We start from the raw sequence: 15366 nt of genomic DNA on the forward strand, positions 1-15366 counted from the left end.
TGCTTATAATAACCAAAAAATTATGGAGATTGAATGCTGTAAATGATTTGCATTTCCAGGTGTATTTGCATCAATTGAGAATTTACCCAATGTTTGAAAATTTATCCATAAATATTGATTTTTCTTTAATTGGAAATTAATACCAAATCCAATATTAAGTGTGTTATTTATTCTAGTATCAAAAAAATTACCTCCCCAACCACCAATGACATATCCATTATACCAAGCATGTCTGGGATCTTGCCAATAGTTTGAGGTATAGTTTTTTGCCATTATATCTATAGCAAAATAATTTGTTTTCTGATCCACAACGATTCCGTTAATAACCTTCCCTTCTGTAAATCGATTAATCGACAGAGAAAGTTCAGCACCATAATCATAATCAAACCTCTTTTCTAATGTTACTTTTAGAAGTCTAGAGAGATTCCAGTTATTTTCAATATCCAGTAATTCATCAAAACGACTCCCTGAGTTATCGACTATATTTACTCCTATGCCTAATACTAATGGGTTATTTTCTTGAGCATGTACCATGAAAATTTTGGTGATAAAAAATACTATAACCAACCATTTTCTCAACTTCATATTTTGGGTGCCTTCATTATTTTTAAGTTCACTCTATAGATTGATAATACCATATAATCAGTCGTAAAATGACTGCCATAGATATAAACTATAGTAATAAAATTATTAGGGGTAATTAGAGGGCTGTATGGACCAATTTTTTTTAAATAAAAATGGTTTTAAACACTTTGTTTGAGTGTATACAGCAATTTTGACAAGTGAAATTTAGGTTACATACATAGTACAGATGTAACACATGGGTTTTGTAATTAATGACAGTTATAAAGTTAGAAGAAATTCCTGTGATCCGAATACGGTAATCCCTCAAAAAATAGAGTTGAATCATGTTGTTTGGTCGTTTTTTTGATGTTTTTGAAGGGTATTTCTTTCATGTTCAATATGTTAAATGTATGTGAATTATAGGTGTCATGCTTTCTTGCACATCAAAAAAACAAGATTAATTACTAGTAGAATGTATTAATTAGTTGCTGTTTTTATAAAGAACTAATTCTTAAACATATCATTGATCTTGTTTGCTTTTCTAAGAAATAACGCCATACTTACTTGTTCTTGAATTATATTACCGATATCGATAGATGAGTACATTCAAAAAAATGCTACATTTATAACATCAACCAATACCAATTGTATTTTGATTTATTAGAAGTGGTTTAAACTTTTTTGATTCTGGCGAAAATGTAGATTTTTTGATCAATTGAAGTGTTTTTTGCGCTTCATAAGCGCTTAGGAGCAAGAAAAACTTCTTAAAGTAAATTGATATATAAAGGGTATAAAACAACCTTCCTATGCGATTATTACGAATTTTCTCTTTGATGTTTTTGGTGACTCTTGTGTTTTCTTGCAAAAAAAAAGATGCCCAATCAATTGCAGCGGCAAATGCTTCTGAATTAGAAAAATATCAAGAATATATTTCGGATGTCTCCTCTGGTGTAATATCGGTTATGGATCCTGTCTATGTGATTTTACAAACACCGGTAGAAGGGTGGAGTGATAATCAGGAGTTATCTAAAAATATACTTTCGGTGTCTCCAAGCGTAAAGGGAAAAGTAATTGCGATAAATAATCGCACCATATCATTTCAGCCAGAAGAAAGTTTTGAAGAAGATACAGTATACAAATTTACATTAGAACTCGATGATCTGGTCAAAGATCTAAGAGATGATCTTGATGATGAATTTGTTTTTACTATAAAGACGCTCAAACAGCAATTTTCTGTACTGACCGAGAATTTACAATCCTACAGTAAAGATTGGCAATACCTAGATGGTACATTAAGTACTAGTGATCTAATGAATTTTGAAACAGCAAAACAATTGATCACTGCCAAGCAAAAAGGAAAGAAGGTGTCAGTTACCTTTGATGAATCGATGAATATGAATCGTCAGTTTAGTTATAGAATTGATAGTATTCAGCGTTTCGAAAACGATTCTGAAGTTGAAATTATGTGGTCTGGAAAATCTTTTAATATAGAAACAGAAGGAGCGGCTACGGTACTAATACCTGGTAAAAATAATTTCTCGGTAATAAGTGTATCTGTTGCAAACATGGATACTCAATTTGTAGAGATTAATTTTTCTGATCCCCTTAAGAAAAATCAGAATTTTGATGGTTTAGTTACTATCTCTGGGGCTAAAAATTTAAAGTATACCGTTAACGGAAATGTACTAAAGGTTTATCCAAAGAAAGAATTAAAAGGGACCTTAGAAGTTACGATTTTTGAAGGCATGCGGAGTATAGATAATTATAAACTGAAGAATACGTACACAGAAAATGTATCATTTCAACAGCCTAATCCAGAAATAAGGTTGTTGCAAAGTGGTGTTATTTTGCCAACATCTGATCATCTCAAATTTAATTTTGAAGCTATTAATCTTCGTGCCGTTGAGGTGCAAGTGGTAAAAGTATTCGAAAACAATGTATTGCAGTTTTTACAGAACAATAATCTGGCAGGTTCGAGTAATTTAAGAAGTGTGGCAAGACCCGTTGCCAAAAAATTAATTAATCTTCAAGAAAATGCATCTCTTAACCTAAGCAAATGGAATGCTTTTGCTATTGATTTAGGTAGTTTAATTACTCCGGATCCTGGGGCGATTTATAGAGTAGAACTCAATTATCGCAAAGCATATTCACTCTACAAATGCGAAGGACAAACTATCGAAGATAATACTATTGATGAGTTAGTTGATACCTATGACGAAGAAGAGGAAAGTAGCTTTTGGGATAGCTCACAATATTATTATGATGATTACTATGATTATAATTGGCAAGAAAGAGAAAACCCTTGTAGCACTTCTTACTATAGAGAAAAGAAAATAGGCGCAAATATTTTGGCCTCTAATTTGGGGGTTGTTGTCAAAAAAGGGTTGAATCATTCATATATGATAGCGGTGAATGATATTTTAACTACCAATCCCGTTTCTGGTGCCAATGTAACTTTTTACAATTATCAGCAACAAGAAATTGGAAAAACAACCACAGATGCCGAGGGGATCACAGGTTTTGATGCAGATAAACCTGCATATTTTGCTGTTGTACAATCCGGAAAACAGCAGACTTATGTAAAACTAAATGACGGAAATGCATTGTCAGTAAGTAAATTTGATGTGTCTGGTGTTCGATTACAGAAAGGAATAAAGGGATTTATCTATGGTGAAAGAGGCGTGTGGCGCCCCGGAGATACATTATTTTTATCTTTTATGCTTAATGATAATGTAAATAAATTACCACTAGGGCATCCCGTAAAATTTGAACTTCGAGACCCTTATGGCAAAGTAACCTATCAAAAAACAGCCACAAAGGGAGTCAATAACTTCTATAAATTCATTGTCAATACAGAAGAAGAGGCTCCTACAGGAAACTGGCTGGCAAAAGTTCATGTGGGTGGAGCCAGTTTTAGTAAAACCATAAAAATAGAAACGATTAAACCCAACCGCCTCAAAATAAAAACAACTTTTGATTCAGAGGTATTAGGTGCCGATCAGAATATCAAGGGGAATCTAGAGGTTTTATGGCTTCATGGTGCTGTAGCCAAAAATCTACAAGCAGATATTAATGTAAGATTTAATCCCGGAAAAACAAAATTCAAAACCTTTCCTGGTTACATTTTTGATGATCCCACGCGACGTTTTGGTACCGAAGAAAAAGAAGTTTTTAACGGCACTATTTCAGGAGAAGGAAAAGCAAGTTTTAACCTAAAACCAACCCTTGATACCAAGGCCGCAGGAATGCTAAAAGCTTCTTTTATAACCAAAGTATACGAAAATGGGGGAGACTTTAGTACAGACGTTATAAGCAAAGACTTTTCTCCATACAGCACTTATGTAGGAGTAAGTACCCCCAAAGGAGATAAAGCTCGGGGGATGTTACTTACCGATGTCAAACATACTTTTGATGTTGTATCGGTAGACGAAAAAGGAAACCCAAAATCGGTAAAAGACCTTGAAGTATTTATTTACAAAGTAAGTTGGAGATGGTGGTGGGATACCTCAGAAGATAATTTGTCTTCATACAATAGAAGTTCCTATCGCAATGAAGTGTTTAAGACAAAAGTAACTACTAATAGCAAAGGTAAGGCGAATTTTCAATTCGAATTAAAGTATCCGGAGTGGGGGCGTTACCTCGTGCGGGTAGTTGACCCTAATGGCGGTCACGCTACCGGAAAAATAATGTATATCGATTGGCCTGGTTGGGCAGGAAAATCAAAGAAAAATGATCCGTCGGCAGCTACGATGTTATTATTTTCAACTGATAAGAATACGTATACTGTTGGCGAAAAAGCCATCGTAACTTTTCCTTCAAGCGAAGGAGGAAGAGCATTGGTAACTGTAGAAAATGGAACAGAAGTGCTGTCTTCTCAATGGATAATCCCGCAAAAAGGAGAAACTAAGTTCGAATTACCTATAGAAGAGTTACATACCCCCAATGTATATATACACATTACATTATTACAGCCGCATGCATCAATGAAGAATGATTTACCTATACGATTGTATGGGGTATTACCAATTTCTGTCGAAAATCCGAATACTAAGGTTCAGCCTAAATTGACAATGCCAGATGTATTGAAACCAGAAGAAACTATTACAGTAAAAGTTGGCGAAAACAACGGGAAACCGATGACATATTCTATTGCGATTGTCGACGAGGGGTTATTAGACCTTACCCGATTCAAAACTCCTAATCCATGGAGTAGTTTTTATGCCAGAGAAGCCTTAGGTGTAAAAACATGGGATGTATATGATGATGTTATTGGTGCTTATGGCGGCAGTATTAATCAGATATTTAGTATCGGAGGTGATGCCGAAGCTGGTGGGAGTAAATCAAAGAAGGCAAATAGGTTTAAACCCATGGTGATTTACGAAGGACCTTTTGAACTAAAAAAAGGAGAAACGCGTGCACATCAGATAAAAATACCAAAATACGTAGGATCTGTACGTACTATGATCATCGCTTCTGATGCAGAAAATGCAGCCTATGGTAGTGCAGATAAAACAACACCAGTTCGTAAACCATTGATGGTGCTAACATCTGTGCCTCGCAAAATTACTCCAGGAGAAAAAGTCACTATTCCGGTTACTATTTTTGCGATGGAAAATAAAGTAAAAAATGTAGCAGTTACACTCAAACCTAATAAAGGGTTTAGAGTTATTGGTGCGACAGAACAAAAACTATATTTTGCTCAGCCAGACGAGAAAATGGCATATTTTGATATCGAGGTGCTAGAAGGTGCTTCATTAACGAATATAGAAGTAGTTGCCAGTGGAGGAGGAGAAAAAGCTTCCTATAATGTTCCCATAAATATTGTGAATCCAAATCCTTTAACAACAGAAATAACAGCTATTGTTTTAGAGCCTAATAGTCAACAAGAGCTGAGTTTTGAAGCATTCGGGATTGATGGTAGTAATACAGCGACAATAGAGCTGTCATCATTACCACCAATGAATTTTGAGAGCAGATTGAGTTACTTGATTCGCTATCCGCATGGATGTGTAGAGCAAACCACTTCTGCTGCATTTCCGCAATTATACTTGGGAGAAATATGTAATCTATCATCGCAGAAAAAGCAGAAAATTCAAAAAAATATAGAAGCTGCTGTATCTAGGTTAAAACGTTTTATACAACCAAGTGGTGCTATGTCTTATTGGCCTGGCGGCAGTCCCAATGATTGGGGAACCACCTATGCAGGTCATTTTTTGTTAGAAGCAAATGCTCAAGGATATGTACTGCCAATTGGTTTTAAAAGTAATTGGATAAGCTATCAACGACAACAATCCAAGCGTTGGCGTAGTGGTAATAATGATTTGGCACAAGCATACAGATTGTATACATTAGCACTAGCAGGAAGCCCCGATGTGTCTTCTATGAATCGATTAAGAGAAACCTCAAACCTCTCTAATAATGCCAAAATAAGATTGGCAGCGGCCTATGGATTAATTGGTCAGAAAACTGCAGCGAATCAGTTGCTTGCTACAGCAAATATAGAGGTTCAATCAAATAAGAATAACAAATATACATATGGTTCTGTAGCACGTAATCGAGCAATGGCATTAGAAACATTAGTGTCATTAGATCAAAAGATTAAGGCACAAAAAGTAGCAGTAGATTTGGCCAAAGGGTTATCATCAAAAACATGGATGAGTACTCAAACAACCGCATATTCACTGATGGCGATGGCCAAGTACGCTAAGTACGTAGGAGGCAAAGGGGTACAGGTAGACTATGCAATCAATGGCAAATCAATGAATGCTAATTCGAGCAAGACATTAGCTACATCCGGAGAAATCAGTATACAGAAAAATAACACATTAGTTCTCAAAAATAATAAAGACAATACCATTTTTGTACAACTAGCTACCAGCGGAGTTTTACCCGTAGGGTCAGAAAAAGTACTACAGAATAATTTTAAGGCTATTATCGATTACAAGAGTCGAGATGGAGCGATTATTAATCCAATATTGCTTACTCAAGGCACAGATTTTGTTGCAGAAGTAACCATTACCAATAGTACAGGATCAAAAGTCAAGGACATTGCATTAACCGAAATTTTTCCATCGGGATGGGAGGTAGTAAATACCCGTTTTACTGATTTTGGATCTTTTAGAGCCAATTCGGTTACCCATACCGATATTCGAGATGATCGAGTGCATTTTTATTTTGATTTAAAACCAAATGAAAGTAAAACCATGACGATCTTACTTAATGCATCCTATTTAGGTAAATATTATCTACCAGGGATACAATGTGAAGCAATGTACGATAATGATTATGTAGTTCGCAGCAAAGGGAAATGGGTTGAGGTAGTAAAGTAGTTGGGTATTAGTTTAATCCACTTTATACAGTAGTCCTGAGTCTCATTACGAAGTTCTATTGCATAAAGTTAATTTAATTTGGGCGTTCGAGCGGGCTATACATTACAATTCCTCGCACCTCGTGCCTCGGGCTGTGGGATTTTCATTACTATCCCTAACGCTAAGGGTTGAGCCTATCAACAAAAATTTTCTCTACCACATGTTTGATTTTTTTTGAGACAGAAAGGGCATAATCTGGATAATAAGTACACCCCGTAGAAAACCAGAAACCCATCATTGGTAAGGGGTACCCCCATACCGATAAGGGGGGTAGCCTATACGATCATGGTTCGAGTTGATATTATATAACCTCGAAGTGATCCTGTATCACTTCGAGAAGATCATAAGACCTTAATAATTGATAATATATCGCTTAGATCCGATACAAAGACCCAACAAACCGATCCGTTTTGGGGTCATGACCCTAAATATATCCCTTCGAACCACCTTACGATCACTTCGAAGGACCTTGGGATCAGCTCGAACCCTTTCGGGATCAGCTCGAAGTACTTTTGCGATCCTTTGTAGGATGCTTTTGGTGATTCGAAAGGGGATATGAACGCTTCAAAATGTCTTAGTATCAAAAAAACCACTTCAAGACAGAAGTGGTTTTATCTCTGTGTATCATGTTGTACTATAGAGAAGGGGTCATCAATATACTTAGGATATATTTATGCCGACGTATCCTCTGTTATCGGCTCAGGTGAGGCACCACTTTTCTTAAAAAGCACTTTCATGTCGTTGTATACTGTTTTTGCACCGGGTTCGTTTTCCCCAGCTAGGTATCGCATCATTCTATAAAAGCTCAAAGAATTAGTATAATTATCATAATCCAGCAAGGTTTTGGTATCAACAAGTTGTTGCGCCAGGTTTTCTAATAATTGTACATGTGTTTCTATTTGCTGTCTGGTGGTATAATCACGATCAAACTCCTCTTTATCCAAAAATCGTGGAATCCAATCAGGATGTTGCTCCATATAATTTTTTGCTTTATCTACGATCAGTTTATTTTGATTGGCGATACGACCATATTGTCCGCGTTGGTCTGGTGTAAGATTTACCGTTTTACCCGATAATACTTCTTTGATCAGTTGCATTCCTTGGGTTAGTTTGTCTAATTCTTCTTTTGTAAAGGTTACACTAATTAGGTTTTCTAATGCCATATGTCTTTGTTTTTATGGATTATACATTCTTTTCTAATACGTAAGTGTCTTGAGCAGTTTAATTGTTACCACCGAATTATAAAAAAGATAATTTTCTAAAAAAAAGACGCTCCTATACAGATATCTGTATGGGGATCAGAGGTCTCGCTTGTATGTTTGTAGCATCAAAAGATATTCTATGTCGTATCATGTTGTTTACTATGCTGTGAAGAAAAGGGTATTCTTGGCTACACATAAAAAAATAAATTGAAGTAAAGCAGAGTAATCACACACATATTTTAACCTTTTAAAAAGAAAACAAATGAAACAATCCACTTTATGGGGCGTACTACTACCCATTTTTTTGTGTATGTATATAGGTCATGCACAAAGCACACCACCTACCTGCTATAATGAGGCATCAGCAATACTTAAGTATCAAGCAGATTTTAAGCACTATCCCGATGATGTATTAGAGGCTATTATCGAATCTATAGAATCTTGTATAACAGATTCGACGGATAGAAGCTTAGTTCGATATGTACTGGGGCTTTTATATCTAGAGTTAGATAACAATGCAGGGGTATATACTGGGATTCAGTACCTAGAACTATCCTCTAGTGACTACCACCTAGAGACTAATTTACTACTTGGGACCATATATGCTACTGGGTTGTATGATCAATACACAAACTGGTACAAGGCACAACTTTATTTTAGTAGAGCCTTATATACTGATGCCGATAATGCTATTGCCAATTATGCCATGGGGTATATCAAGCTCAAGAATCTTTGGTATGTAGACTATGATAATAATGATGAGGTAGCAAGAAGCTATTTTTCTGCCAGTAGCCACCCCATGGCAAAGCATTGGTTAGCGATTCTTTATTATTATGGGATTGGTGGCGAAAAAGATCAAGAGCAAGCATTGACACTACTAGAGGAGAATGCTATTTTTAATAGCCAAAGCTTATTAGAATTTCTACCCAATCAACCCACAGATTGGATCTCAATATCCGATGGTGTAGATCAGGCACTACGTGCCTATACCAGTGATACCCCATCATACACTCCCGATTATGATAAATTAACAGGAACCTATCAAGGCCATTTGATTGAATATGATTGGGCATTGACAGGGGTGAGAAGAGATATCCCTTTCACCCTGATTGTCGCATTAGAAGATGTAACCCCTGTAATAAAGCCTATGAATTATGAGTTGATCATTGATGGTAATAGCTATACGGGTATAGGTGAGGTTGCCTTAAATACTCTGCGCTTTGATAATCTGTCTATTGCGCTACCAAGATTGTATCAGGATCATCCCGATACACCTACGATAACATATACTATAGACGAATTCCGTTTTAAAGAGGCAATGATAGAGGGAGAATCTATGTTTATTGCCAAAACAGAGAATTGTATAGCCGAGGAATGGGGCGAACCTGTAAGAAATCTAAAAATGGTATTCGACAAAACTGCCGATGATACTTGGGATGAAGAAGATCCCGAAATACCCGAGGAATATTTTACGATCACTCCCAACCCTTTTGATAGTTATTTCTTTGTGCTATTTGGGGTTGATTTGGATCTCGATGCAGATATTGGAGTCTATGATGCCAATGGCAGTGAATACTTTTATACCTCAGATTTGCACATGTATTATATAGAGAATGAAGATGAGCTGCGAATAAATACCGAAGACTGGCCAAACGGTACTTATATGGTGCGTACTCAGATTCATGGAGCGGCATATACCAAAACTATTGTCAAAGAAACATTAGAAGATTCTGAAACAACAGAAGCATATATCAGGATTTCTCCCAACCCTTTTAGCAGTCATTTTTACGTTCGTTTAAGATCAGGAATCTATGATATACCCCATTCAGACCTCGGAGTGTATGATTTTTATGGCAATGAATACTACTATACCCCAGATTTGTTTATGTATGCGGTTGATGATAGAATAACCATTGAGACTGACGGCTGGCCTAGTGGAATGTATATAGTTCGGATCAATACCATGGACGAACCTTATGCTACTATCATTGTTAAAGAATAATTCATCATATCAAAATCAAAAACAAATGAAATTTATATATAAAATCATGATGATAGGTATGTTCTGCCTACTATCAAATCAAACCCATGCCCAGATTGTACAATATTCTGATGATGGTACCCAGACCTTTATGGATGGTAAGAGTACAGAAGTAGAAGGAGGAGGTTTCGAAATCACATGTGATTGTTGGTCTCCTGTCGAGTTTCTTGTTTTTGAACAACAGCTAAGTTTATCAGAAATAGCAGAAAGAGAGTACTTAGATACTAAAAGAGACATTTTTACAGAAGAAATCGAGAGTCGACTCAATGAAGAGTTTAGTAACTATAGAGAGGCACAAGAATCCTTTTTTAACACTATTAATGTATTAGTTCGAGGCCCTGCCAATGGTTATTATAACAACTTGGAAAACTATTGGGAAAATGAAATACCACATGATGATGATGGGTATAAAGAAAACGTAAAAGACCTAACGCTTCTCGAAGCATACAAAGAAGATAAAGAACGTTTGGGAAATGGAGAAGAAGCATTGTATGATTTTGGGACTCTTAGACTCAACGGAGAATCTCTAAATTCGGATTTAGATCACAATATAGATGAATTGTCTACTATTGTATCTAATCAATTTCAGAACAGAAAAGCCTTATTTACCTATTTAGGAAAGATAGCATACGCAGAAGAGAATGAAATTTTTGAAAACATCATTACCGATCATCTTCTGGATCATTATTATGCACATGGTTATAAAGACGAAATCAAGTTAATGACTAAATATTTGATTATCGAAAATGGTGGATCTTCGGTTATAGATCATGCCGCATTATCGGGTCTCCCTGAGGCATATGATCCGGGAGCCTATGATTTTACAGAGACATTTACGGATAGAATCACATCTATTCCTACTAGTGCTATTTCAGAGATCACACCTTATAATGCGAGTGTAGAGGATGCAATGTTTGATGCAGGACTTGATATGGTAAAAGCAACATCTCAATCATTTACTGCAATCGCAGAGGTAGAAACAGAGTTGCGTAATGTCTTAGAACGACAAAACTATAGTGCTCCTGCTTTTGATATGATAGAGGGGGCATTAGATTCATACGCAGGAGGATTAGATCAAGAATGGGAGCGAGTTACGTTTCATCTAAGTGATACTCCCAATTCTTATATGAGATACCAGGTTGCTACGAATCAAGATAGGGCTTTTCAGATGCGTTATGGATCAGGAGAAGATATAGAAAATAGACAACAGGGAATCGGTAATCTATTGTACCAATTGTCTCATCTAGATGATGCAGCCCCAGAGGTAACGGCAGTTCATATTCGTAATATGCTTAGAGATAGTACAGATGAGTTTGATCTCTATGATTATTTTACCATTGATCAGATCAATGCATTATTTGAACTGCAATATGTAGCACCCTATACATGGGTATCTGATGAGGTAATAAGAGTACATTTTGCAGGAGATATTGGTCAAACATTATGGGGACATGGTCTAACATTTCCAGACTGGTTAGCTATTCCCTATGCTGTAGAAGGCGCCATAGCATTAAGTAACGAAGAGGAGTTTGATTTTGAGTTTAGAGGGATGGTGTATGATTTGGTGAACACGCTAGACCTCGATGGTACTCAAGAGAATTGGTTGATTGCGCATGAGGAGCAGGGGAGAATGCTTAATACTTTTATCCAGAATCAGACAACCAACAATCAGATACCAGAGGATGTAAAAACGCTTGCAGGAGAAATTATCGAGTTTGGTTTGGCAAACACTTCTAATGATTTAGCGAATAATATAACAAATGATATTCTTACGACTTTAAACAACAATACATCTTTTGACATTAGCCAATACATAAAAAATGAAAATTTTATCGAAACTGGATATATAATAGATGGTTCATGTTGCTTAAGTGATGAGTTTATAATGGCTGATCCTTTGTATGGCAGCGAATTAGGGATAGATATGATTAATAATGCAGTAGATGGATTTGGTAATTTAATGATTGCTTTTTTTACTTATGGTATCAGTGATACATTGGAGGGGGAGATTATCAGAAAACTCATAGAGAAAATGGGAGTAGAAATAGAAGCGGATGTAGATGATCAAACTCTTGGAGAACTATACCAAATCAAAAAAAGAGACCGTAATATTGTGGTAGAGTATGAAACAGGTTTTGTGACTAACCTTATTGACTTAGGTTTTTCAACTTTAGATGTAGTAACCATACTTTCACCATCTAGGGGTGCAGGTGCATATTTAGCTGTAAATGGAGGTAATAGAATAACAGCAATAGCGCTGAGGAATTATTTACTACGATTAAAAAATATCGCAGAAACTACCTTAGCTGGCGGTAGAGGTTATAGAACATTTGATGCTTTTAAGAAAGCAGAAGGAAATGCGTCGTCTGGAAATGCCTTACATCATATAGTTGAGCAAAACGGTTTTCAAGGGCTTAATCCGCAAAAATTTGGAAAAGTAAATATTCATAATACTAAAAATATTTTGGATATACCTACTGGAAATGGTACTTTACATGATAACGTTACTAGATATTATGGTCGAATACATGATTTTACAGACGGCAAAAGGTTTAGAGAATGGATAAAGGATAAAACATTTAAAGAACAATATGAAATTGGTTTAGATGTATTAAGGCAATATGGATGGGACGGAATTACAGGAGTAATTGATTGAAAGTAGGTACAAAATAATTATATTATGAAATTTGAAAATATAGAAGATGCTAAAAAAGAATTGGTTAAATCTGTTTTAGCAGAGTATGAAGCGACTATTAATGGAGATGATAAACTTCAAGAAAAAAATATTTTAAGAGCTTTTAAAATTAATGATTACATAAAAAATAATTTTGATTTAAAGGATTTAAAAGATTTACTAGACTATAATCATCCTAAAGTACAAATTTGGACTGCTAAATTATTACTTCCGATTTATGAAGATATAGCATTAAAAGTATTAGATGACATTAGTAAAAAAGGTGTTGCTCATTGTTCCTCTAATGCCAGAATTATGTACTGTGAATGGACAAAGCAACCTATTACCTTTTTGTAGTGTGAATATTAGATGTTTTATGAATTTTTCCGTGAGTTTATCAAACCTCACGGAAAAATTTAAGTTAAAGAAACAAAATGATATTAAGAAGTAACCAATGAAACTAAAGAAAATTAAATTGTAATGAACTTGAATTATAACAACAACAAATCCATATATTTAGGGGGTTTTTCGATTCTTTTTATTTTAATATTTGTAATGATTTCAACACTTAATACTGCATATAATGATATTATTACTTTGGTGTCTGGATTGTTTTTGATTTGCGGAGTTATTGTTTCAATTTTTGGTTTAATTTTTAGTTTTAAGGAATTCAAAAGCAATAAAATTATTAAAGGTCTTTTTTCACTCTTATTAAATATTACAATTCCTTTATTTGTCTTTATTTTATTGATAATGAATGGAATTGATATCTACAGAGCACTTTTTGAATAAGTTTATAATGCCTCCAGAACACATACCAATTTAGACGGACGACAAGTAACTGAGTTTAGGCTTGATAATGGGGATTTTATTGCCAGAGGAGATTATGCCAACTGTACATATTGCTCTGAATCTGCATTAAGAACTATGTATAGACCTTCTACCTCTATGGAATGGTTTGATATTATTGTACCAGCAAGAATTTCTACTGATGCTCAACCCTTTGATTTTGTGATAGACAAATTTTGGGATGGAGCTAGGTTTGTAGGAAGGTATCTAATACCATTAGAAGATGCTATTATTCTTGTTGGTGGTAGAGATTTTGATAATGTGGCTGCTAATGAATATTTTGCAGGCGGTATGCTTGTGATTGGTTTGATTCCTGGAGGTAAATTTGTAAAACCTATCTCCAAAATTGTCAAAGGTACAGCAGCTTGGGGTAAGGTGATTAAGGTAGGAGATAAAACGGTGCACCTAGCATATAAGATCGTTAATGATGTAGTGGATTTTGGGAGTCGTAGCAAATTAGGGCAACTGCTGATCAAAAACACCGGAGAAGAAGCCCATCATATGATCCCATGGGCATTAAGAGAAAACCCTGTAGTTCAGGAAGCTGCCTATGCAGGATTCCATATGAATGATGTGATTAATGGCAAGGTACTGACCAAATATTCATCTCTGACCCCTGATGGGATCCATGCTAATCATCCGGCGTACACGGAAGTAGTAGAATTCTTAACGCAAAAATTTAGATTAGAAACTCCTAATTTCTCCTCAGAAATGGCGAAGGATTTTCTAGAAGTTGAATTGATTCCAGATTTGGATTATTATATTGAGGCGGCAAAAGTTTCAGGTTTGACCTTAAACGAGTATTTTAAACAATTTGTAAAACCAATATATGGACTATAATAAGTTTTATTCTATAGCAGGGAGTAGTGAATTAAAGACGATAGGATTTTATCCACAAGCAGAATACAAAAAGGGGTATAACCCTAGAAGAAACGGAAGTTTTAGTTTTAGGGGGCATGAGTTTCCTGATTTTGTACCTAATCTAGAATTGCAAATACATGATAAAGCGTTTCTTACAGACTACATAAACTTTTTGGTACTTCCTTTTGGAATGGTTGTAAGCAAAAAAATGAAAGTGGTATTGGATAAGCATATATTGCCCAAGCATCATTTCTATAAAACAAAGGTGTATCACAGAAATAATATCTATGAGTATTATTGGTTACATTTTATTGTTGATGATTTTTGGGAATATTTAGATAAAGAAAAGTCTTACGGAGAAGTAATTTCTTTAAACATTACAGAGCTTACTGTAGAAAAAAAAGTACCTATCCAATCAAGAGAACAAATTATTTTTGAAGGTAAGAAGTATCGAGTTCCTAAAGTTTTAAGTTTAGGAAAAATAATTATGAAACAGAACTTTGTAAAGTATGATTTATATCAACTGCAAACGATCAGTTATAATACTATAATCAGTGAAAACCTAAAAAATGCTTTGCTAGAAGAAGGCTTAACTGGATTTGAGTTAAAACCTTTTCCTAAGTTTAGGGTAGAAGAGTAAATATGAATACTAGAAAACTGCTTTTCTGTAAGGTAGTTTTCTTTGTTTTTGTTTAAGATAAAGGATTTTATAAAAATGTACTATACAATAAGTAGAAGTCATAATTTGAAGGAAATAGGATATTATCCACAAACATCCATTGCAAAAGGATACAACCCTGTTCTTTA

At 35.1% G+C, this 15366-nt stretch carries 9 protein-coding genes; 7 read left to right on the plus strand and 2 right to left on the minus strand.

All coding sequences use genetic code 11. The features are described 5' to 3' along the window. Nucleotides 1–3 precede the first annotated feature (3 nt). Nucleotides 4–585, minus strand: coding sequence for a hypothetical protein (locus DZ60_RS0118890; RefSeq protein ID WP_025743583.1), 582 nt, complete (start codon nucleotides 583–585; stop codon nucleotides 4–6). A 785-nt stretch (nucleotides 586–1370) separates the two neighbouring features. Here DZ60_RS0118890 and DZ60_RS0118895 point away from each other — a divergent pair. Next, entirely contained in the window at nucleotides 1371–6893 is a 5523-nt protein-coding gene (locus DZ60_RS0118895; RefSeq protein ID WP_025743584.1) for an alpha-2-macroglobulin family protein, read from the plus strand. A gap of 710 nt (nucleotides 6894–7603) precedes the next feature. On the opposite strand, the gene DZ60_RS0118900 is transcribed toward DZ60_RS0118895, so the two are convergent. Continuing rightward, on the minus strand, nucleotides 7604–8095 hold the full coding sequence (locus tag DZ60_RS0118900) for a hypothetical protein (protein ID WP_025743585.1): 492 nt from the start codon (nucleotides 8093–8095) through the stop codon (nucleotides 7604–7606). A gap of 301 nt (nucleotides 8096–8396) precedes the next feature. Here DZ60_RS0118900 and DZ60_RS0118905 point away from each other — a divergent pair, with 301 nt between their 5' ends. The 6 genes from DZ60_RS0118905 to DZ60_RS0118930 all read left to right on the plus strand — a co-directional run bounded on the left by DZ60_RS0118905 (nucleotide 8397) and on the right by DZ60_RS0118930 (nucleotide 15199). After that, complete coding sequence (locus DZ60_RS0118905; protein ID WP_081740536.1) at nucleotides 8397–10136, plus strand: T9SS type A sorting domain-containing protein; 1740 nt, start codon at nucleotides 8397–8399, stop codon at nucleotides 10134–10136. A 25-nt stretch (nucleotides 10137–10161) separates the two neighbouring features. After that, a complete protein-coding gene (locus DZ60_RS0118910; RefSeq protein ID WP_152537473.1) occupies nucleotides 10162–12831 on the plus strand; it encodes a hypothetical protein in 2670 nt (889 codons plus the stop codon). A 24-nt stretch (nucleotides 12832–12855) separates the two neighbouring features. Then, nucleotides 12856–13206: a hypothetical protein gene (locus DZ60_RS0118915; protein ID WP_025743588.1), complete on the plus strand. Its 351-nt coding sequence runs from the start codon at nucleotides 12856–12858 to the stop codon at nucleotides 13204–13206. A 198-nt stretch (nucleotides 13207–13404) separates the two neighbouring features. Beyond that, nucleotides 13405–13641, plus strand: a complete 237-nt coding sequence (locus tag DZ60_RS23455) for a hypothetical protein (protein ID WP_034230165.1) — start codon at nucleotides 13405–13407, stop codon at nucleotides 13639–13641. A 135-nt stretch (nucleotides 13642–13776) separates the two neighbouring features. Beyond that, nucleotides 13777–14538 carry an AHH domain-containing protein gene (locus DZ60_RS0118925; protein ID WP_025743590.1) on the plus strand — a complete coding sequence of 254 codons (762 nt, stop codon included), beginning with the start codon at nucleotides 13777–13779 and terminating at the stop codon, nucleotides 14536–14538. Further along, nucleotides 14528–15199, plus strand: a complete 672-nt coding sequence (locus DZ60_RS0118930; RefSeq protein WP_025743591.1) for a hypothetical protein — start codon at nucleotides 14528–14530, stop codon at nucleotides 15197–15199. The genes DZ60_RS0118925 and DZ60_RS0118930 overlap by 11 nt, the downstream gene beginning before the upstream one ends. Nucleotides 15200–15366 lie beyond the last annotated feature (167 nt).

This window comes from Aquimarina pacifica (genome assembly GCF_000520955.1).
Taxonomy (GTDB): domain Bacteria; phylum Bacteroidota; class Bacteroidia; order Flavobacteriales; family Flavobacteriaceae; genus Aquimarina; species Aquimarina pacifica.

What these genes read in the sequence shown, in the direction of transcription:
- DZ60_RS0118890 (WP_025743583.1), bottom strand. Translation starts at nt 585, where the DNA reads ATGAAGTTGAGAAAATGGTTGGTTATAGTATTTTTTATCACCAAAATT.
- DZ60_RS0118905 (WP_081740536.1), top strand. Translation starts at nt 8,397, where the DNA reads ATGAAACAATCCACTTTATGGGGCGTACTACTACCCATTTTTTTGTGT.
- DZ60_RS0118930 (WP_025743591.1), top strand. Translation starts at nt 14,528, where the DNA reads ATGGACTATAATAAGTTTTATTCTATAGCAGGGAGTAGTGAATTAAAG.
- DZ60_RS0118900 (WP_025743585.1), bottom strand. Translation starts at nt 8,095, where the DNA reads ATGGCATTAGAAAACCTAATTAGTGTAACCTTTACAAAAGAAGAATTA.
- DZ60_RS23455 (WP_034230165.1), top strand. Translation starts at nt 13,405, where the DNA reads ATGATTTCAACACTTAATACTGCATATAATGATATTATTACTTTGGTG.
- DZ60_RS0118910 (WP_152537473.1), top strand. Translation starts at nt 10,162, where the DNA reads ATGAAATTTATATATAAAATCATGATGATAGGTATGTTCTGCCTACTA.
- DZ60_RS0118915 (WP_025743588.1), top strand. Translation starts at nt 12,856, where the DNA reads ATGAAATTTGAAAATATAGAAGATGCTAAAAAAGAATTGGTTAAATCT.
- DZ60_RS0118925 (WP_025743590.1), top strand. Translation starts at nt 13,777, where the DNA reads ATGTATAGACCTTCTACCTCTATGGAATGGTTTGATATTATTGTACCA.
- DZ60_RS0118895 (WP_025743584.1), top strand. Translation starts at nt 1,371, where the DNA reads ATGCGATTATTACGAATTTTCTCTTTGATGTTTTTGGTGACTCTTGTG.